This window comes from Corynebacterium appendicis CIP 107643, assembly GCF_030408415.1.
Classification (GTDB): Bacteria; Actinomycetota; Actinomycetes; order Mycobacteriales; family Mycobacteriaceae; genus Corynebacterium; species Corynebacterium appendicis.
In genome coordinates, this window is record NZ_CP046976.1 from 547,493 (window position 1) to 567,523 (window position 20,031).

Genomic DNA, 20,031 nt, shown 5'->3' on the forward strand with positions numbered 1-20,031 from the left:
CGCAGCAGTCCCTGCTGTGCTGTTCTGTCCTGCCGCCGAAAACGCCAGACCCTCATCGGCCACTTCTGCTCCATCACGGCACCCGGCAGATCTGGCAATTTTCCGGGTGCCACGATATCAACTTTGTTTCCTACCGCTCCCAGACGCGGTGGGAGGCGAGAAGCTCCGTCACCGGGTCAACAGCCTGGGAGGGGGAGGAGACGGCGACGATACCGGGCTGATCGACTGCGATGCGAGCGGCACCCAGTGCGACGGATGCATCCGGCCCGGCGAGGACAATCGCCTTCTTGTGGCGGTCGAACTCGCCCAGCATCGTGGCCACCTCCGGGGTGGCGGGTGGGTTGACCACCACGGCAGCGTCGAACTCGATGGACCGGGCGGTGAAATACGTGCGGGACACGGACACCTCCTTGCCATCCAGGGTGAGAGTGCCGCCCTTCGTGGAAACGATCATCGGGGTGATGCCGGCGTCGAAAAGCTCGTTGAGAAGCGAGCCGACCCCCTCCAGCGCCTGCTCCGGGCTGACCAGAACCGCTACCTGGCGACCGTCGACAGGCCAAAGCTTGCCCACCTGGGACAGCGCGGGCGACGGGGTGACCTCCGCGACCTCGTGCGGCTGCGGGTGAGGCAGGCCGAGGTTGTCCGCGACGTTCTCGGCGAGCCCCTGGTCCACGTGGGCGAGAACGTCCAGGTATCGCAGCTTCACCGCTTCCTCGTAGCATTTGCCCAGCTCGAAAGAGAACGCGTCGGTCAGGTGCTGCTTCTCCACGTCCGACAGAGACAGGTAGAACATGCGCGGCTGCGAGAAGTGGTCTTCGAAAGAAGCCGGGTTCTCACGGGTGATGTGGCCCTCAACGGGCTGCGGGACGTCGATAAGCGCACCCTCGTTGACGCTCGCCTCGGTGGGGTTGCCCTTATCCAGGCTGTTCGGCTTGTAGGGTGCGACGCCGGTGTGCGCGCCCTGCTGGTACATGCCGTCGCGGAGGTTGTCGTTGACGGGCGCGTGCGGGCGGTTGATCGGCAGCTGGGAGAAGTTCGGCCCGCCCAGTCGGCTGATCTGGGTGTCCAGGTAGGAAAACAGGCGTGCCTGCAGCAGCGGGTCGTTGGTCACGTCGATGCCCGGCACAAGGTGGCCCGGGTGGAAGGCGACCTGCTCGGTCTCTTCGAAGTAGTTGCCTGGGTTCCTGTTCAAGGTCAGGGTGCCGATGATCTCCACCGGGGCGAGCTCCTCGGGGACGATCTTCGTCGGGTCAAGCAGATCAATGCCCTCGAACATCTGCTCCTTGGTGTCCGGGAAGACCTGAACACCCAGGTCCCACTCGGGGTAGGCGCCGGCCTCGATGGCGTCGGCGAGATCACGGCGGTGGAAATCCGGGTCCACCCCGCCGGTGATCTGCGCTTCCTCCCACACCTGGGAGTGGACGCCGAGACGCGGCTTGAAGTGGAACTTGACCAAGGTGGTCTCACCGGCATCGTTGATCATGCGGAAGGTGTGGATGCCGAAGCCCTCCATGGTGCGGAAGGAACGGGGGATTCCACGGTCCGACATGTTCCAGAAGGTGTGGTGAGTGGCCTCCGTGTGAAGGCCCACGAAGTCCCAGAACGTGTCGTGCGCGCTCTGCGCCTGGGGGATCTCCCGGTCCGGGTGCGGTTTGGCGGCGTGGATGACGTCCGGAAACTTGATACCGTCCTGGATGAAGAACACCGGAATGTTGTTGCCCACCAGGTCCCAGGTGCCCTCGTCGGTGTAGAACTTGACGCCCCAGCCACGGGTGTCGCGCACACTGTCGGCGGAACCGCGGGAGCCCAGCACAGTGGAGAAGCGCACGAAAACTTCGGTTTCCTTGTCCTTGGCAAACACTCCCGCCTTAGAAATCTTGGAGGCTGCGCCGTTGGCCTTGAACACGCCATGCGCACCTGCGCCGCGCGCGTGGACCACACGCTCAGGGATGCGCTCGTGGTCGAAGTGGGTGATCTTTTCGCGGAAGTGATGGTCCTGCATGAGCAGGGGGCCACGCTCACCAGCGCGCAGCGAGTGGCTGGTCTCGCTCAGGCGCGCACCCTGAGCGGTGGTCAGGAACTCACCCTGCTGGGCGCGGGGATCGGGCTCGCCGGCCCCGATGTGGAACGGGCAGCCGGTCGGGGAGACCGCCTGCGGCGGCTGCTGGTCCGCTTTCGATTCGGGAGGCGTAGCCGGGGTAGTGGGCTGGTTCTTGTCCGGGGTGGCGTTGCCCGGGGTGCCGGGGGCCTTGTCGCCCTGCGGGGAGGCTGCGGGGTTGTTCTTCGGGGACATCTTCTCACCTACTGCAAATCGGTTGTTGCTTACGTAGGCGAGAGTAGAGAAAAGTCGCCTGACGGGTGCGCCCTTACACCCTCACCTGGGGCCCGTCGAATCTCGACGGGTGTTGTGGCGGTTTGTTGTCCGCAAGCTTGTCGATGCCCACCTGGCCCAACGCCTTGAAATCCCCTCGTCGTGCCCCGGTCCATTGTAAGAATACTAGCGTGCCGGGTGATGTTTGCTCTGGTAAACATTGAGGTCATGTCCACTTCCCGCACTGACCTGAATAAACAATCCCCGTGGGAGGTCTTCACGATCTTCACGCGCCTCGGCTGCACGTCCTTCGGCGGGCCGACAGCGCACTTGGGATACTTCCGCGACGAGTTTGTGGAGAAGCGCAAGTGGTTCTCTGACAGGCAGTACGCCGACTTGGTGGCATTGTGCCAGTTCCTGCCCGGCCCGGCGTCGAGCCAGGTGGGCATGGCGATCGGCCTGCAGCGAGCCGGGTACATGGGCATGTTCCTGGCGTGGGCGGGTTTCACCTTGCCGTCCGTGGTGCTCATGGTTGCGTTCGCCCTCGGGGTGGCGCAGCTCGGCGACATCAGCGAGGCAGGCTGGCTGCTCGGCTTGAAGGCGGCGGCCGTGGCTGTCGTGGCGCAGGCCGTGTACGGCATGGCGAAGAACCTGGTCACAGGTAAGATTCACGCGGCGATCGCCGTGGCTGCGCTGGTGCTCGTTCTGCTCGTGCCGCACCCGCTGATCCAGGTCGGCGCGATCGTGCTCGGCATCGTTGTCGGCCTGGCGTTTCTGCGCGACAAGAAAGACGCGGACAAACCGACGCCAGCTGACAGTGGCTCGCACACCGTCGGCATCGTCTGCCTTGTGCTGTTCTTCGCGCTGCTGTTCGCGCTGCCGGCTTTGGAGCACCTTGCCAGAGAGGCGGGTATTTTCAGCACCTTCTACCGCGCGGGCGCCCTCGTCTTCGGTGGCGGCCACGTGGTGCTGCCGCTGCTGGAGACGGTCACGGTTGGCGAGGGGCTCGTGGACCACGACACCTTCCTCGCCGGCTACGGTGCCGCCCAGGCGATGCCCGGCCCGCTATTCACCTTCGCGTCCTTCCTCGGCGCGAGCGCGGAGGGCATGAACTGGGCGCTCGGTGCGACGATTGCCACCGTCGCGATCTTCCTGCCGGCAGCGCTGCTCGTTCTCGGCGCGATGCCGTTTTGGGAGCGCCTCCGCACGATGCCACGCGCGGGTGCGGCGCTGGCCGGCGCGAACGCCGCTGTCGTGGGAATTCTCGGCGCGGCGCTGTACACCCCGGTCTTCACCGCCGGCATCACAGGAGTGGTCACGCTGTCCATCGCCGTGGTCTGCTACGCCGCGCTGATTTCGTGGAAGGTGCCGCCGTGGGCGGTGGTCATCGGTGCAGCACTCGTCGGTTGGGTGGTGCTATGAATCCGCTCTTCGAAGTCTCTGACACCCCGCACTGGCAGCTTCCCGGTTTCACACGCACTTTCTGGCCGGGCGAGCTCACCGTCGGCCTCACCCTGCCCATCGAGGAGGATGCGGAGTCGAATCCGCTCGACAGCCTGGATAACCAGCTGCGCCTCATCCGCAAGGCCGAGGCCGGGGGAGTGGCCGCGATCTGGGTGCGCGATATTCCGCTGCGCGTCGAGACGTTCGGCGACGTCGGACAGGTCTACGACCCCTGGATGTACCTGAGCCACATCGCCGCGCACACGGACGCGATCGCTTTGGGCACCGCAGCCATCGTCGTGCCCTTCCAGCACCCGCTGCTTTTGGCCAAGCGTGCCGGCACCATCGACCGCCTCAGCCGCGGCCGCTTTCTCATGGGCGTGGCCACGGGCGACCGCCCCGAGGAGTTTCCCGCGTTCGGCCAGGACAAAGGCAAGCGCGACGAAGAATTCCGCGAAAGAATCGCAGCTTATCGACGAGCCACCCTCACCACCCACACCCCCGTCCGCTGGTCCGGTGGCCGGATGGGCGGAGCCGATGTCGTCCCCAAACCCCAGGCCCGCGAGGTGCCCCTCTTGGCCACCGGCTCCTGCCAGCAGACTCTCGAGTGGCGCGCCGAGCACACCCACGGCTGGCTGATGTACCACAAGGGCCTGGAGATCCAACGCCAGAACGTGCGCAATTGGAACACCGCCGTGGCCGATTGGGCCGCCCGCGAAGGTGTCGCAGGGACCCCGGCCGCCTACAAGCCCTTCGCCGAGTCCCTGTGGCTCGACCTGCACGAGGACCCTGACGCGCCCGCCGCCGGCGGCAGCTTCGGTTACCGCCTCGGCCGCAACACTCTCATCGAGCTGTTGCGCTCTCAACGGGCGGCGGGGATCAGCCACGTCATGGTCAATTTCCGCTCCAGCAAGCGTTCCGCCGAGGAGCAGATCGACGAGCTGATCGAGTACGTGATCCCCGCGCTGAAGCGCTAGACCCGATCCAGCGCCTCAGCGAAACGCGCGACCGCGCCGTCCACGTCGGCCCATTTGTCCAGGCCGAAGAGGCCGATGCGGAAGGTGGAGAAACTCTCGGGCTCGCCGATCTGCAGCGGGACACCGCCGGCGATCTGGATGCCGGCCTGCTTGAACGCGGCACCGGTGGCCTGCTCCGGCGCGGCGGCGTGCATGACCACGATGGAGGAGGCCTCGAAGCCAGGGGCTGCAACAGAGACGTAGCCCTTCTCGGCCAGCAGCTCACGGACCTTAGTGCCCAGCTCGACCTGGCGCTTGGTCAGCTCATCTAGACCGATTTCCTTCGCTTCCTTCATCAGCTCGAGGTTGTGCGCGATGGTGTCGGTGGGCAGCGTTGCGTGGTAGGCGGCGGTGCCGTCCACGTAGCCCTCGGAGATGGCGGTCCACTTGGCCAGGTCCATGGCGAAGCTGTCGGAGGTGGTGTTGTCCAGCTGCGCGCGGCCGTCCTCGGAGAACATGACGTAGCCGGTGGCCGGGGAGCCGGACCAGCCCTTCTGCGGCGCGGTGATGAGGATGTCCACGCCGGTGGCCTCCATGTTGATCCACTTGGTGCCGGCGGCGACGCAGTCGAGGACCATCAGGCCGTCGGCCTCGTGGGCAGCGTCGGCAAGCTTGGAAATGTAGTCGACGGGTAGCTCGAGGCCCGCTGCTGTCTCTACGTGCGCCGCGAACACGAGGTTGGGGCGCTCGGTGCGGATGCGCTCCACGGCGTCGTCGATCGCCGGCGGGACGTAGGAAGCGCGCTCATCGTCCGAAGTCGGCTCGGCGTTGAGCACCGTGACTTTCTCGGTCACGCCGGAGGCATCGAAAATCTGCGTCCAGCGGTAGGAGAAGTTGCCGGTCCGGATGACCAGCGCCTCCTTGCCGCGTGCGAACTGGCGCGCAACAGCTTCCATCGCGAACGTGCCGCCGCCGGGAACCACAGCCACGGATGACGCGTGGTACGTCTCACGCAGGATTGCCTGAAGTTCCTGCATGATGCCGATGAACTTGGCGGACATATGGTTCAACGACCGGTCGCTGAACACGGCCGAGTATTCCAGCAGGCCGTCTGGGTCGATGTCGGGGCGGGGGAGAGTGTTGTCAGTCATGCCCCAACGCTATCGGTTTTCTCTTACGATGGTGAACGCTTACCACGAAAAAGGAGAAAACTATGGGTCGTTGGATCATCGCCATCATCGGTGCCGTTGTTGGCGCGCTGCTCACCGGTTTCATTCTCAGCCAGCTCGGTGTGACTGGCATTCTCTACACCATTCTGGTGCTCGTCGGTTCCGCCATCTGCTCGTCGCTCGCGGGCACGCTGGCCAACCGCATCAACCGTTAGAGAGCGTTCACGCCGCCAGGCAAGCTCGTCAGGGAGATTCCGCGCTCAGCTGCATGAGCTGCATGCTTATCGACGAACCCCTGCGACCTCTTCCCCGACGCGCAGTACACCACCACATCGGTGCCTTGGGGCAGAGTGTCGATGAACTCGTCGCCGAGCGCGGGATTCCCCTCCAACTCTGAGGTGGGGATGTGCCCGCTTCGCACCGCGGAAATGTCCTTCAGCGCTTTCTCGTGCTCCTCGCGCACGTCGAGGGCGACGGCAGATCCCGTCGCAACCGCAGTCAGAAGCTCTTCATTGTCGTGCGCCGGCACCGCGCACACCGCGCCCTCGTAGTCGCCGAAGCTGGTGGCCAGTTCGCGGCCGGGGTCGTGGCGGACGGCGAAGCTGCGGATCTGGGTGGTCAGGGCGTCGTACATGCGCAGGGTGCCCACCGGTGCCTCGCCGACGCCGGTGAGGAACTTGATGACCTCGGTGGACATGAGCCCGCCGACCACGCTCGTGGTCACGCCGAGCACGCCGGCGGTGGCGCAGTCTGGCACGGAGTCCGCGTCGGGCTGGTCGGGGTAGAGGTCGCGCATGCCCACGCCGTCCTCCGGGGCGCCGGGGCCGGACCACCACAGGGCCACGTCGCCGCGGTAGCGCAGCACCGACCCCCACACAAGGGGAGTGCCGGTGATCTCGGCAGCGTCGGCGGCCATGAATTTGGTGGTGAAGGTATCGGAGCCGTCGATGAGCAAGTCGATGTCCTCGAGTAGCTCTACGGCGTTGGAGGCGTCCATGCGGCCGTCGATGGTTCTCACCTCGATGCCGGGCTGGAGTTCGCGCAGGCGCTCAGCGGCCACTTCGGTCTTTTTCCGGCCCACATCGGAGGCTCCGAAGAGAATCTGGCGGTGAATATTAGTCAGGTCGACCACGTCGTCGTCGATAAGCGAAATGTGCCCGACGCCTGTCGCCGCGAGCGTCTGCATCACGGGGCAGCCGAGCCCTCCCGCTCCGATGACCAGCACATGCGCGCGGTGAAGCGCTTCTTGTTGGTCCGGCCCGAAACCGGGCAGATTCATCTGGCGGGCGGTGCGGCGGAGTTCTTGCTCAGGAAGAGAAATCACACCCCTTCACCTTAATGGCCTAAACTTTTTCGGGACATCATGACCGCCCGACTAATGATTTGGGGCCGATTCCCATGCGCAAACTTCGCGCTGATCCACTGATCTTTTTCACTGCTGTCGGATTCATCTTCGCTTTCGTGGCTCTCACTATCGGTTTCGGTGAGCGCGCCCGCGACACGTATTCCAGTGTCTCCACCTGGATGATGGACAACTTCGCCTGGCTGTACATCGGAGGAGTGTCCGCGGTGTTCATCTTCCTGATTGTCCTGTTCGTGTCTAAGTACGGCAATTACCGGCTCGGCGACGACGACGATGAACCCGAGTACTCCCTCCCCGTCTGGTTCTCCATGCTGTTCGCTGCGGGCATGGGTGCGACGCTGATGTTCTGGGGTGCCGCGGAGCCTCTGCACCACGCGTACGACCCGCCGCGCGGCGGGTACGAGTCCATGAGCCGCGACGCGATCCGCCAGGCGTTCGAGTTCACCTACTACCACTTCGGCATTCACATGTGGGTGATCTTCACGCTGCCGGGCCTGGCCATGGGCTATTTCATCTACAAGCGAAAGATGCCCGCGCGCTATTCGTCGATCTTCTCGCCGCTGCTCGGCTCCAAGGTCTACCAGTGGCCGGGCAAGCTTCTCGACGCCATCGGCATCATCGGCACCGTCTTCGGCCTCGCCGTCTCCGTGGGCCTGGGCGTGCTGCAGATCAGCGCGGGCCTGAACATCCTGTGGGGTGTGCCGCTGGTGACCTGGGTTGAACTCGGGGTCATCATTTTCATCACCGTCTGCGCCTCCGTGTCCGTGGCCACGGGCCTGGACAAGGGCGTGAAGCTGCTGTCGAACCTGAACATCATCGGTTCGATCGCGTTGCTGGCCTTCCTCTTCGTCATGGGGCCGACCCTGAAAATCATCGAGCACCTCACCGAGTCCTTCGGCATTTACGCATCGTCGTTGCCGGAGCTGATGTTCTGGGTCGACTCCTACAACGACAACCCGGGCTGGCACGCCACCTGGACCGCGTTCTACTGGGCGTGGACGATCTGTTGGTCACCGTACGTGGGTATGTTCTTCGCCCGCATTTCCCGCGGCCGCACCGTGCGCCAGTTCATTGCCGGCACGATCCTCCTGCCGACTGTCTTCGACATCGTCTGGTTCGCCACCTTCGGCCGCACCGCGATCGACGTGGAGGCGAATGACCCGGGCGTGCTCACTGGCCCAGTGGTGGAAGACGGGGAGACCCCGCAGGCGCTGTTCACCCTGCTGGCGCAGTATCCGCTGTACTTCATCAGTGGTGCGGTGGCGCTCGCGGTGATCATCTTCTACTTCGTCACCTCAATCGACTCCGCGGCGTTGGTGATGGACATGTTCACTAGCGGCGAGGAGGAAGCGACTCCGCGGTACTACCGCGTCGCCTGGGCGGTCGCAGTCGGCACGGTGACAGCTGCGTTGCTGTTCATCAACGATTCCGGCATCCAAGCACTGCAGGAAGTGGTGATCATCATCGCCCTGCCGTTCTTCATCGTGTACTTCATCATGATGTTCTCGCTGGTGAAGGCGATGAGCGACGACGCTGCAGCTGAGCGCCGCTTCCGTTCCCGCCAGTGGGAGAAGACCGACACCCCCGAGAAGTACGAGGAAGCCGACGCCAAGCCTGCCCCGGGCTACGACGAAGAGGGCAACGAGATCGACCGCCCTGAGCTCGAGTACGACTACGATAACGAGACCTGGCGCCTCACCGAGACCCTCGTCATCGAGGGCGAGGCCGAGACCGAAGAGGACGGCGAAGATGTCGTTGAAGTGGTCGAGGTAGAAGTGCCGGAGGGCACGCCGGTGGAGATTGAGGGTGAGCGTCGATAAGCGCAGTGCCCTTTGTGTGCTTAGATCACGCGGCCGCCTTATCGCCGAGAACCCCGCCGCGCACAGAGGGGTTTAGGCGGATTTCGGCCCGACGGTGGTGGGGTGGCCCAACGGCTCGACATGAATGACCGTCTCGGCATCGCCCAGGGCAGCAGCAATGCCTTCTTCCACGACATCGGCGTGGTCGTGGGAGCGGTCGACGGTCCACGCCCCGGGGACCTGCATGACCAGGTCGACGTAGCGCTGGCGGCCCGCGGAGGTGGTGCGCACGGATGTGAACTCGACTCCATTGGCGGCGGAGTAGTCAGCGAGGAATCCCTTCAGGGTGGCGACTTCCTCTTCCGGCAGAGTCTCCGACAGCAGGCCGAGAATCGCGCCGCGCAGCAGCGAGTAGCCAGTGAACAGGATGTTCGCGCCGACTACCAAAGCCACGATCGGGTCGAGGATCTCCCAGCCGGTCAGCCACACTAGCGCCATGCCGACGATGACGCCGACGGTGGTCCATAAGTCAGTGATCAGGTGGCGCCCGTCAGCGTCGAGAGCCGTGGAACGGTATTTCTTGCCCGCCCGGATGAGCACGAACCCCACGGCCGCGTTGATCACGGTCGCCACGACAGAAAAGGCCAGCCCGATCCCGAGTTGCTCGAGCGGCTGCGGCTCAATAATGCGGCCGATCGCGGCGATGATGATGACTACGGACGCGACAAGGATGAGGAAGCCCTCCACCTGCGCGGAGAGGTATTCGGCGCGAGCGTGGCCGAAGTTATGGTTGTCGTCGGCGGGTTTCGCGGCTAGCTTGATCGCCCACAGGCCAACGCAGGCGGCGATGAGGTTGATCAAGGACTCCACAGCGTCGGAAAAGAAGCCGACGGAGCCGGTGACCACCGCTGCGACTATCTTCAGCGCGATGACGAAGGCAGATGCGGCGATAGACAGCCACATGAACCGCTCAAGCAATTTCTGTTCGGACATGAGCTACAACACCTCGTCTGCCCAGCTCGCCAGGCCCACGAAGCTTGACGACGCCACCGCATGCTCCCGCTTCGGAATCCTCCCCGCGCCACGTGCGAGCATGCCGCCCTCGACCGCGAGCCTCATGGCCCTCGCCATAGCCTCCGGGTCCTGGCAGCGGTTGACGGCGCTGGCCAGCAGAACGCCGTCGCAGCCGAGCTCCATTGCCAACGCTGCGTCGGACGCAGTGCCCACACCGGCGTCGATGAGAATGGGTACTTCCGCGCGCGAGCAGATCAGCTCGATATTGTGCGGGTTCAAAATGCCCAGACCGGTGCCGATGGGGGAGCCGAGCGGCATGACCGCAGCAGCGCCCAGGTCCTCGAGCTTCTTCGCCGCCACCGGGTCGTCGGAGGTGTAGGCGAGGACGGTGAAGCCTTCGCTAATCAGCAGCTCGCACGCGTCGACCGTCTCCACCACATCGGGCAGGAGAGTGCGGTCGTCGGCGATGACCTCGAGCTTCACCCAGTCAGTGCCCAGTGCTTCCCGTGCGAGCTTCGCGGTGATCACCGCGTCGCGCGCGGTGCGGCAACCGGCGGTGTTCGGCAGCGGTGCGATATCCAGGCGGTTCAGCAGGTCGAAGACGGATTCGCCCCTGCCGTCCTGCTTCGCGGCGAAGCGTCGCATCGCCACCGTGGTCAGCTCGGTGCCCGACGCCACCAGTGCGCGCTCCAGCATGTCCTGCGAACTCGCCCCGCCAGTGCCCATGATCAGGTGCGAGTTGAATTGCTTGCCTGCGATTTCCAGCACGGGTTAGCCTCCCTGCACGGCGGTGAGGATGTCTACCTGGGCGCCGTCGTCAAGCTGTGTGAATTCCCACTCGGACTTGGGCGCGACCTCGCCGTTCACCGCTACGGCCGTTCCCGCCGGTACCTCGCCGAGACGCTCGCGCAAGAGCTCGCCGACATTCGCCGCTTCCGTCTGGACCTTTTCACCGTTAATGACTAGCTGCATTAGTTCCTCCTTGAATGGCGCAGGGGATCACAGGCCCCCAACTCTACAGGTGGTTCTTGTCCTTCGACCAGCGCGGCCCCGCACCTCGCGCCCATGGCGGCGAGCAGGATGCCGTGGCGGAAATAGCCGGTGGACACCACCACGCGGTCGCTGACCCGGCCGAGATACGGCAGGTCGTCCGGGGATCCGGGGCGCGCGCCGACGTGCGTTTCGATGAAATCGCAATCCTCGATGCCGGGCACGATCTCGCTGGCGTCACGCAACAGTTGCAAAACGCCGCCAGCCTGCGGTTCCGGGCGGTCGTCCTCGCGCGTCGTCGCGCCGATCGTGAGCGTGCCGTCCTGGCGCGGAATCAGGTACACCGGCCGGTCCTCCACGAAACCTCGGATCACGTGGTCAATCAGCGGGCGCTGGTGCTCCGGCACGCGCAGCTCCACCATGTCGCCGTAGACCGGCCGCAGCTTTAATGGATTCTCGCCATCGAACCAGCCCGTCGTCTCGCGCGCGCCGAGCCCATTGGCCAGCACGACCTGCTCGGCATCGACGTCGTTGACGTCGTTCACGGCCTCCGCCACGAATTCCACGCCCGCATTCGCGCACGCGTCCTGCAGCGCGGCCGCGAACAGCCGCGGCCACACCTGGTGGTCGCCGGGGATATGCACCGCCCCGCTTATCGACGGTGCCAGCGCCCCCTCCAGCTTCCTCGCCTCCCGCGTGGTGATCCGCTCTGTCGTCATGCCGTGGAGCTCCTGGTAGGCCTGCAGTTCCTCTAGGTGCGTCTTGTCGGCGCGGTCTTTCGCCACCACCAGCGTTCCGTCAGTGCGGTAGCCGGTCGGTTTGTCGGTGTGTTTCGCCGTCAGCTCGATCAGTTCCGGATACCACTTGCCAGCCGCGATCATCAGCGGAAACAGCGGGTCCTGCTTGTAGACCACCTCTGCCGCCGGTGCGAGCATCCCGCCCGCGTGCCAGGTCGCGCCGCTGGCAGGCTCCGGATCGTAGACGGTCACGTTGTGGCCACGATTTGCCAACGTCAGCGCGGTGGACAGGCCGACGATGCCTGCTCCGAGGATTGCAATCTTCTGTTCTGCCATATCGCCATCCAACCTACGCTCTTTTCAGAGCCAGCCATTGTCGTCGCAGGTGCGCGCGGCTGCAAAGCGGTTGGGTGCTCCAGTCTTGGTCATGATCGCCGAAATGTAGTTGCGCACCGTCCCCGTGGAGAGGTTCAACCGCGCCGCGATCTGCTTGATTTCTGCACCGGTGAGCGCCTCACGGGCGACCTCGACCTCGCGCGCAGTCAGCGGTGACGGCGGAGTGAACAGGGATTCCTCCGCGACCTGCGGATCGACGACCCGCAGACCGGCGTGTGTGCGACGCACTGCGTCGGCAAGCTGGTCTGGGGGAGTGTCCTTCACAATGAAACCGGAAGCCCCGGCTTCTAAGGCCGTGCGCAGGTATCCGGGTCGCCCAAACGTGGTCACGATGAGCACCTTGCACGAGGATCCCGCGAGGTCGGCAGCGAGCTCCAGGCCGGTGCGGCCGGGCATTTCAATATCGAGCAACGCCACATCCACATTGTGCTCCCGTACCGCTTCGACGACACCATCGCCGGAACGGCAAGTGGCTACGACCTCTATATCCTTCTCGAGGTTGAGCAATGCAGACAACGCTCCGACGAGCAGCCCTTGGTCGTCGGCGATGAGCACCCGGATCATACCGTTACCTCCAGCCGTGTTCCGGAATCAGTGGGCGGAACCACGAGTGAACCGCCCGCGGCTCGCACCCTGTCGGTGACGCTTGCTAAGCGTGTGCCCGGCGGCAAACCGATGCCATTATCGGCCACGACGAGCTTATGCGGGGTGACTGTGATCTCGCACTCCGTGGCCTGTGAGTGCCGGATCACGTTGGTGACTGCTTCCCGCAGCACCCACCCGAACAGCGGGGACTCGGTGGCTGCGTGAACGCTGATTCGCGGCTCGATTCCAGCCGCCGCCAGTGCCGAGCGCGCGGCTTCCACCTCCGTGGTGAGCGACGGCGTGTGGGATGTCCGAACAGCGCGCCGGACATCCTCAAGCGACTGGCGGGACAGATCCACGATCTCATCCAGTTCCTTCGCCGCTTCTTGCTTATCGACGTCCACCAGCTTGCGCGCCAACGACGCCTTCACGTTGATCACGGTCAGGGAATGACCCAACAGGTCGTGCACGTCCCGGTAAATCGACTCACGCTGTCGCGCCAGTTCGAGCTCGGCGGCGAGGTGGACGCGTTCGTCGCTAAGCCTGGTCGCGCTGACCTGCGTTCCCACTGTCGCCGCGATGAGCACCGACGCGCCGAAGAAAATCCATGTTGTCAGGTTGCCTATGAAAACCACGTAGACGCTGAACACCGAGATGATGGTAAGATTCACGAGCGTGTGCATGCGCAACGTCATGAGTGACCCGGTCGTGGACGTGATGTACGGCAGCATCGTTGCACCCCACACCCCCATGATGGCGGTCACCCCGATCATCGGGAGGAGGAGAGCGAGCACCCACAACGCCGCGTTGACAGTGTCGTTGCGGTGCGCGCGGATCGTGTGCGCGCACAGGTATACAGCACCGAAGCCTACGATCAATCCGGCACCGGTTGCGTACTGCCAGGTGGGGAGCTTCATGGTGAACAAGCCAGCGAGCGGGCCGACCAGAAGGATCAGCCAGATGCTAGCTTCAACGAGCCGGTAGTGCCCACCATTTGTCTTCTGGGTCACGCACGCCCTTTCTCGCGGCTATCCAAGGCCAGACTGATCACAGCGAATATGACAGTCCAGGCAATGATACTGAGCAGTGGTTGCCACAGTGGGTCGGTGACCGGGACGGGCTCACCCTGAACCAATTGCAGTCCTTCTGCGAGAGGCCACCGCGACAGCATGGTGGCGCCGTACATCGGGGTGAACCGGGAGAAGTCGATCAGGTTACTCGTCAGCGGGAACAGTGTGTTTCCTGCGAACGCCAGCAGGGTGACTGAGGTGGCGGCGATCGAGACAGCTGTGAGCGACTTCAGTGATTGCGCCCAGACCAGTCCGTAGAAGCCGAAAGGCAAGGACACCGTGACAGTGATGAGGAAGCTCCAGAACCACGCGCTGGCGTCCATCTCGGCATTCCCTAATGCTCCGGTGAGGAAGACTGCGGCCACGGGGAGGACGACGTTGACGAGGATGACGAGCAATCTCGCCACCGCAATCTGCGTGTTGGTCAACGGCGTCAGCGCGAGCTGCCGTCCCCATCCACTATTGTGCTCAACGACCACTAAGGACGATTGGGAAACAGCTCCCGAAATTCCCGCATAGAGGGCCATTCCGAGCATGACGAAGGCAGCGACGTTGCCGTTGCCCAAATCATCGCCCGAGTACTGCTGGGCTGCGCCGAAGATGAGGTAGAGGATCACCGGCAGAGCGATGTTGAAGAACAGCGAAGAGGCATCGGATTTGAGGCGTTTGAGGTTGTGTAGTGCGAACTTAAGGGTAGTCATGATTGCTCCTTGCTGTGAGCGCGATGAAGGAGTCCTCTAGGGACGTTCGGGTGATGGTCAGGTCGTGCGCGTCGGTCTCGTTGAGGAGTTTCCGGGCGTAGGAGTCGGCGTTGCTAGTGGTGACGTCGATAAGCCCCTGCGATGATTGCGCTGTGACACGCTTCTTGTTCGCGTCGGCAGTGAGACGATCTGTCGGCCCATCCGCGATGACCTGGCCGTTGTCGAGCACGATGATGCGCTCAGCCAGGTTCTCTGCTTCTTCGAGGTAGTGCGTGGAGAAGATGATGGTGCGCCCGGAGTGGGCCTGGGCGCGCATCGTGTCCCAAAATTCGTGGCGACTGGTGGCGTCCATGCCTGTCGTCGGTTCGTCGAGGATGAGGATGTCAGGCTTGCCCAGCAACGCGATCGCGAAGCGAACCCGCTGCTGCTCGCCGCCTGAGCATTTTCCAACCCGGCGATTCTGAATCTTTCGGAGATTCGCGTGCTCGATCGCCGCCTCAACCCCGATGGAATCGCGGTGGGTGGAGTCGATCATGGCGAGAGTGTCTTTGACGGTAACGGTGTCGAGGAGACCGCCGGTTTGCATTACGGCGCCGATGCGCGCTTCTCGGACCGCCTGCGCCGGAGTCGTGTTGGCAACGCGCACCGTGCCGCCGGTCGGTTTGGTTAGCCCGAGAATGAGGTCAACTAGGGTGGTTTTGCCTGCTCCGTTGCGCCCGAGCAGGCCAACGATCTCCCCGCGGCCGATGCTCAGGCTGACATCTTCAACGGCCTTCACCTGGCCGAAATGCTTGCTCACATTCTGTGTTTCGATCATGCTTCACATTCCAGTGCAGAGCTGGTAAGCGTACATAGCTCTGCTGTCACGATCTCGGCGTGACAGTTGTCATGGGTGCTAGCCTGGCTTGACAACGGAACCAATGAAATAAGGAGCAGAACGAATGTTTACCCGTTCCCGTGATGATGTTGAGACTGTTGAGTGGGGTGGCGGCACCTCCGAGCGCCTGCTGACCGCTAAGGACAACATGGGCTATGCCGTTGCTCACACCGTGGTCCGCGCCGGCACCGAGTCGAAGCTGCAGTACCGCAACCACCTTGAGGCGTGCTACTGCATTGGCGGTTCCGGCGAGGTCGAGGACACCGAAGGCAATGTCTACCCGATCACCCCGGGCACCATTTATGTCCTCGACGAGCACGACGCCCACTACCTGCGCGGCGGCAAGGACGAGGATCTGATCCTGGTGTCCGTGTTCAACCCGGCGATCACCGGCGATGAGAAGCACGAGCTCTCCGAGGATGGCTTTAGTAGCTACTAGACTTTTCAAGCATGACTGAACAGCGTATTCGCCGCGCCGTTCTGATCGTGGCGCTGCTGAATTTCGGCTACTTTTTCGTCGAATTCGCAGCGGCCATCGCGATCGGATCGGCGTCTCTTTTTGCCGACTCGGCAGATTTTCTGGAAGACACCGCCATCAACATGCTGGTGTTCTTCGCGGTGGCGTGGCCCGCTTCCAGGCGCCGTGCCGCCGGTTCCGTTCTCGCCGCCCTGATCTTGATCCCCGCGATCGCCGCGATCGTGACCGTCGTGCTCAAGATCATGAACCCGGAGCCGCCGTCGCCTGAGGGCTTGACCGGTGTCGCCGTCGGCGCGCTCGTGGTCAACCTGATCTGCGCGGTGATCCTGCTGCGCCTGCGCAATGAGGGGTCCTCGCTGGCTACCGGCGCGTGGCTCGCTGCGCGTAACGACGCCCTGGCTAACGTCCTCATTATCGTCGCCGGCCTGCTCACCTTCGTGTGGGCGACTGCCTGGTTCGACATCATCGTCGGCGCGATCATTGCCGCCGTGAACCTGTCTGCCGCCAAGGAAGTGTGGGAAGAAGCCCGCGAGGAACACGACTCCGTCGAGGAAGCTTTCGCGGATATGGAGGACTGCTGACACCTTCTCACATAAAGTGATGTGGAGCACATGCCGCTAGCGATAGGAGACAGGTCTCATGTCCACCGCCAAGAAACAACGCTCCGCATGGCTCGGCCCCGGGCTACTCATCAGTGCCTCATTCATCGGGCCGGGCACCGTCACCACCGCCACAGTCACTGGCGCAAGCTTTGGCTTCGCGCTGAGCTGGGCGATTGTGTTTTCCATCATCGCCACGATCATCCTGCAGGAAATGTCCGCCCGCCTGGGGTTGATGGGCAAGATCAGCACGGGCGAGGCCATGCGCGCCACCTTCGAGTCGCCCGTAGCCAAGCTGCTCATGATCGCGCTCATCGTCACGGCCATCGGCATCGGCGGCGCGGCGTATGCGGGCGGCGACACGACCGGCACAGCGCTAGCGCTTAGCGACGTCACCAGCCTCCCCGTCCCGGTACTCTCCGGCATCATCGCCGCAGTGCTCGTCCTGCTGCTGCTTACTGGCAGTTACAAATTCTTCGAGCGCTTCATGACTGCGCTGGTTATCATTCTTGTCGGCGTCTTCCTTGTCACCGCTGTGGCCGTGAAGCCCGATGTCGGGGCGCTTTTGCGCGGCATGTTCGTGCCAGATGTGCCTGCCGGTGCCGCTGTGACTGCCATCGCCCTGATCGGCACCACCGTTGTTCCGTACAACGTTTTTCTCCACTCCAACCTTGTGCAGGAGAAGTGGGGCGATGAGCCGCAGGACCTCGCTATGAAGAAGGCGCGCGTAGATAACGTCGTCTCGATCTCCATCGGCGGCCTGATCACCTTGGCCATTCTCACCACCGCCGCGACCGTGATGTTCAGCCAAGGTTTGGAAGCCGAGTCCGCCGCCGACCTCGCCGAACCCCTGCGCCCCATGCTTGGCGACGCCGCCCCCTGGGTTCTCGCCATCGGCCTCTTTGCCGCTGGCATGACCTCTGCCGTCGCCGGCCCTCTTGGCGCCGCCTACGCAATCTGCGGAGTCATGGGCTGGTCCCGTGACCTGAAAGACAACAAATTCCGCGCCATCTACCTCACTGTCGTCATCGTCGGCGCCATCATCGCCATCACCGGCGTCAACCCGGTGCAGGTCATCATCCTCGCCCAGGCCGCCAACGGCATCCTCCTCCCGGTCGTCGCCTTCTTCCTGCTTTACACGATGAACAACAAGAAGCTCCTCGGCGAGCATGTCAATGGCCTGGCCACCAACATCATCGGCGGCATCATCTTCCTGATCACCGTCGTCCTCGGCGGCATGACCTTGATCGACCTGTTTTAGGTGTGGTTGTAAAACTCCAGGAACTCCGCAGTGCGGAGTCGGGGAGGGGCCGACGTCGATAAGCGTTTTGCGAAACCCCAGCAACTCCGCAGTGCGGAGTTGGAAGGTGGACGTAGCGTGTGTTGCGCTGGTGACTCTAAAACCGCAGGGACTCCGCAGTGCGGAGTTGGGGATAACGCAAGCGTCGATAAGCGCTTTACGAACGCGCAGGAACTCCGCAGTGCGGAGTCTGTGACCAGGCATGTTCGAAAGAATGTGCGAGTGTGTCAAGGTTGTTTTGTATGGTTCGTTTAACGAAATCAAGCAACCATAGGGGGAACGATGTTGGTGATGGAAGCGGAGTCGGAGCTGGGGGTCCAAGCGCTGGCCGAGGGGATTGTTGATAGCTATCGCTCGATGATGCGTTCGAAGGCGGGAATGCTGGAGATGATCGGGGAGTTCGACCGCCGCAATCTCGCAGAGAAATGCGGGGCGTCGAGCACGGCGACGTGGCTGATGCGCCGTCTGGGCTTGTCGGAGTCGTCGGCGCACGAGTACGTGTACGTGGCGCGTCAGTTGCAGAACTTCGCGTATCTGGCGGAGATGTTCGCGGCCGGGAACTTGAGCTACTCGGCTCTGCGGCTGGTGCTCAAGTACCTCACGCCGGAGAACGAGGTGGAGCTCGTGGAAAAGGCGATGCAGCTGGGCTATCCGGGGCTGGAGTGTGCGTTGGCGGGGCGTGAGAAGCCGAATGAGAAAGAGGAGAAAAAGGAGTGCTACCTGCGGTTGAAGAAGCAGCCGGATGGGTTCGTGAATGTGTGGGCGCGGCTCAATCCCGTTGACGGGGAGAGTTTCTGCGCCGCCCTGAAGATCGGGCATCTCGCGTTCGCTGCCGACGAGGATGAACTTGGTGAGCTGATCGGGGAGGACGGATACGTCGACCCAGACAAGCTGGACGCTCTCATCCAGGCGAAGGAGGAAGAAGAGGAGAAGCTGCAGGCCAAGAAGGACGTTTCGGGCTACGGCTTGCCGACGGGGCGTGCGATGGTCCACGCGCTGATGGGCATGGTCAACATGGTCAGGTCGAAACCGCAGAGCAAGTTCCGTGCACCGGGCGCGCAGGTGAGCGTCATGGCAACGCTGGATGGCCGTGCCTACCTGCCCAATAACGCAGGGGCAGCATCGAAGGGGCTGGAGAACCTAGTGGCCAATGCGCTGGTGCGCCTGGACACGGTCGATGACCGCGGAATGATCATCAACGCAGGCCGCTCGACGCGTCTGGCAACGGATGGGCAGATCCGTTCGCTGCTGGCCATGTGGGGCGGACAGTGCGCGATGCCGGGCTGCACGCACACGCGCTTCATGGAATTCCACCACATGGAGGAATGGGCCAACGGTGGCCTGACCGACATGGACAATCTCATCCCGTTGTGCTCCGCGTGCCACTCACTGGTCACGGAGGGGTACGCCCAGATCACGCGCCACGGGGACGAGATCGTCTTCGACTTCGGCGACGGCAGTCGTTACGTGTCCTACAACCACTCGCTGCCGGTCCGGAACGACTCCTACGTGATGCCGGTGGTGGAAAACCGCGGATGTGCCGACAATTTCGCCAGCTAGAGGCGGCCGCGGTCGACGTTTGCGATCACGTGCTCGACGTAGTCGCGCGGGTTGTCCGCGTTCATGATGCCGCGGACGATGGCGACGCCGTCGACGCCGGTGCGGGCGAGAGCTTCGGCATCATCGACGGTGACATCGCCGATGGCGACGATGGGCAGCTTCGATGCCTCGACGAGGGCTGGGTAGCCGTCAAGGCCCAGGGGAGTGCGGCCGGAGTCCTTGGTGGGGGTGTCGCGGAACGGTCCAGCACCGATGTAATTGACGACGTCCGCAAAGTCGTTGGCGGCCTCGACCAGATCGAGAGTTCCAGTGGTCAGGCCGATGATGGCGTCGGGGCCGAGCAGATCGCGGGCGATGCGTGGGTTCAGGTCGTCTTGGCCGATGTGGACACCGGCAACGCCGTGGGGTTTAAGGGCGAGGGCGACGTCGACGCGGTCGTCGATAAGCACGTGTGTGGAGGGGTTGACCTCGTGCACAGCGGTGACCACGGACAAGCCCAGGTCGTAGAGGTCGCGCGCGCTGATGGGTTTGCTGCGCACCTGGATGATGCCGGCACCGCCCTGGGCGGCGGCGCGGGCGGTCTCAACGATCTGGTCGGGGGCGCCGGCGCCGGTGACGAAATAGCAGCGGAGGTCGAGATCTGTCATGGAGCCATTGTAGGTCGGGGGCGCGTAAGGCTTGTC

20 protein-coding genes are annotated in these 20,031 nt (G+C 63.7%); 8 read left to right on the plus strand and 12 right to left on the minus strand.

The features are described 5' to 3' along the window. Positions 1-130: 130 nt before the first annotated feature. Complete coding sequence (locus tag CAPP_RS02765; protein ID WP_076599929.1) at positions 131-2,293, minus strand: catalase; 2,163 nt, start codon at positions 2,291-2,293, stop codon at positions 131-133. Positions 2,294-2,539: 246 nt separating this feature from the next. Here CAPP_RS02765 and chrA point away from each other — a divergent pair, with 246 nt between their 5' ends. Continuing rightward, complete coding sequence (gene chrA / locus CAPP_RS02770) at positions 2,540-3,733, plus strand: chromate efflux transporter (RefSeq protein WP_076599963.1); 1,194 nt, start codon at positions 2,540-2,542, stop codon at positions 3,731-3,733. Beyond that, the gene (locus CAPP_RS02775; RefSeq protein ID WP_076599930.1) at positions 3,730-4,731 is read left to right on the plus strand and encodes an LLM class oxidoreductase; all 1,002 of its coding nucleotides are present in this window, start codon (positions 3,730-3,732) and stop codon (positions 4,729-4,731) included. The genes chrA and CAPP_RS02775 overlap by 4 nt, the downstream gene beginning before the upstream one ends. Here the strand turns inward: CAPP_RS02775 and CAPP_RS02780 are convergent. Continuing rightward, positions 4,728-5,861, minus strand: coding sequence for an aminotransferase class V-fold PLP-dependent enzyme (locus tag CAPP_RS02780; RefSeq protein WP_076599931.1), 1,134 nt, complete (start codon positions 5,859-5,861; stop codon positions 4,728-4,730). The genes CAPP_RS02775 and CAPP_RS02780 overlap by 4 nt on opposite strands. A 62-nt stretch (positions 5,862-5,923) precedes the next feature. Between CAPP_RS02780 and CAPP_RS02785 the strand changes: the two genes are divergently transcribed. Beyond that, positions 5,924-6,094, plus strand: a complete 171-nt coding sequence (locus CAPP_RS02785) for a glycerol dehydrogenase (protein WP_076599932.1) — start codon at positions 5,924-5,926, stop codon at positions 6,092-6,094. Here CAPP_RS02785 and CAPP_RS02790 read toward each other — a convergent pair. Beyond that, positions 6,091-7,203 (minus strand): ThiF family adenylyltransferase, encoded by a 1,113-nt coding sequence (locus CAPP_RS02790; RefSeq protein WP_076599933.1) that lies wholly within the window; start codon positions 7,201-7,203, stop codon positions 6,091-6,093. The two genes, CAPP_RS02785 and CAPP_RS02790, sit on opposite strands and share 4 nt — an antisense overlap. Before the next feature lie 74 nt (positions 7,204-7,277). On the opposite strand from CAPP_RS02790, the gene CAPP_RS02795 reads away from it, so the two are divergent. Continuing rightward, positions 7,278-9,062, plus strand: a complete 1,785-nt coding sequence (locus tag CAPP_RS02795; protein WP_076599934.1) for a BCCT family transporter — start codon at positions 7,278-7,280, stop codon at positions 9,060-9,062. A 72-nt stretch (positions 9,063-9,134) separates the two neighbouring features. Here the strand turns inward: CAPP_RS02795 and CAPP_RS02800 are convergent, their stop codons facing one another. The 8 genes from CAPP_RS02800 to CAPP_RS02835 are packed head-to-tail and all read right to left on the minus strand — an operon-like array spanning position 9,135 to position 15,351. Then, positions 9,135-10,034 carry a cation diffusion facilitator family transporter gene (locus CAPP_RS02800; protein WP_076599935.1) on the minus strand — a complete coding sequence of 300 codons (900 nt, stop codon included), beginning with the start codon at positions 10,032-10,034 and terminating at the stop codon, positions 9,135-9,137. Positions 10,035-10,037: 3 nt separating this feature from the next. Then, on the minus strand, positions 10,038-10,823 hold the full coding sequence (locus CAPP_RS02805) for a thiazole synthase (protein ID WP_076599936.1): 786 nt from the start codon (positions 10,821-10,823) through the stop codon (positions 10,038-10,040). A 3-nt stretch (positions 10,824-10,826) separates the two neighbouring features. Further along, the gene (gene thiS / locus CAPP_RS02810) at positions 10,827-11,027 is read right to left on the minus strand and encodes a sulfur carrier protein ThiS (RefSeq protein ID WP_076599937.1); all 201 of its coding nucleotides are present in this window, start codon (positions 11,025-11,027) and stop codon (positions 10,827-10,829) included. Continuing rightward, on the minus strand, positions 11,027-12,118 hold the full coding sequence (thiO, locus tag CAPP_RS02815; protein WP_076599938.1) for a glycine oxidase ThiO: 1,092 nt from the start codon (positions 12,116-12,118) through the stop codon (positions 11,027-11,029). Before thiO ends, thiS begins: the two co-directional genes overlap by 1 nt. A 24-nt stretch (positions 12,119-12,142) precedes the next feature. Then, entirely contained in the window at positions 12,143-12,742 is a 600-nt protein-coding gene (locus CAPP_RS02820) for a response regulator transcription factor (protein ID WP_076599939.1), read from the minus strand. Then, complete coding sequence (locus tag CAPP_RS02825) at positions 12,739-13,773, minus strand: sensor histidine kinase (RefSeq protein ID WP_076599940.1); 1,035 nt, start codon at positions 13,771-13,773, stop codon at positions 12,739-12,741. The genes CAPP_RS02820 and CAPP_RS02825 overlap by 4 nt, the downstream gene beginning before the upstream one ends. Continuing rightward, positions 13,770-14,534 carry an ABC transporter permease gene (locus tag CAPP_RS02830; RefSeq protein WP_084560773.1) on the minus strand — a complete coding sequence of 255 codons (765 nt, stop codon included), beginning with the start codon at positions 14,532-14,534 and terminating at the stop codon, positions 13,770-13,772. The genes CAPP_RS02825 and CAPP_RS02830 overlap by 4 nt, the downstream gene beginning before the upstream one ends. After that, positions 14,521-15,351 (minus strand): ABC transporter ATP-binding protein, encoded by an 831-nt coding sequence (locus CAPP_RS02835; protein ID WP_200803309.1) that lies wholly within the window; start codon positions 15,349-15,351, stop codon positions 14,521-14,523. The genes CAPP_RS02830 and CAPP_RS02835 overlap by 14 nt, the downstream gene beginning before the upstream one ends. A 124-nt stretch (positions 15,352-15,475) precedes the next feature. On the opposite strand from CAPP_RS02835, the gene CAPP_RS02840 reads away from it, so the two are divergent. The 4 genes from CAPP_RS02840 to CAPP_RS02855 all read left to right on the plus strand — a co-directional run bounded on the left by CAPP_RS02840 (position 15,476) and on the right by CAPP_RS02855 (position 19,348). Next, positions 15,476-15,850: an ectoine synthase gene (locus CAPP_RS02840; RefSeq protein WP_076599942.1), complete on the plus strand. Its 375-nt coding sequence runs from the start codon at positions 15,476-15,478 to the stop codon at positions 15,848-15,850. A gap of 11 nt (positions 15,851-15,861) precedes the next feature. Next, on the plus strand, positions 15,862-16,470 hold the full coding sequence (locus CAPP_RS02845; protein ID WP_076599943.1) for a cation efflux transmembrane domain-containing protein: 609 nt from the start codon (positions 15,862-15,864) through the stop codon (positions 16,468-16,470). A 58-nt stretch (positions 16,471-16,528) separates the two neighbouring features. Then, the gene (locus CAPP_RS02850; RefSeq protein ID WP_076599944.1) at positions 16,529-17,749 is read left to right on the plus strand and encodes an Nramp family divalent metal transporter; all 1,221 of its coding nucleotides are present in this window, start codon (positions 16,529-16,531) and stop codon (positions 17,747-17,749) included. A gap of 321 nt (positions 17,750-18,070) precedes the next feature. Further along, positions 18,071-19,348 (plus strand): HNH endonuclease signature motif containing protein, encoded by a 1,278-nt coding sequence (locus CAPP_RS02855; protein WP_076599945.1) that lies wholly within the window; start codon positions 18,071-18,073, stop codon positions 19,346-19,348. Here the strand turns inward: CAPP_RS02855 and CAPP_RS02860 are convergent. Beyond that, entirely contained in the window at positions 19,345-19,995 is a 651-nt protein-coding gene (locus CAPP_RS02860; RefSeq protein WP_076599946.1) for a thiamine phosphate synthase, read from the minus strand. The two genes, CAPP_RS02855 and CAPP_RS02860, sit on opposite strands and share 4 nt — an antisense overlap. Between the last annotated feature and the right edge of the window lie 36 nt (positions 19,996-20,031).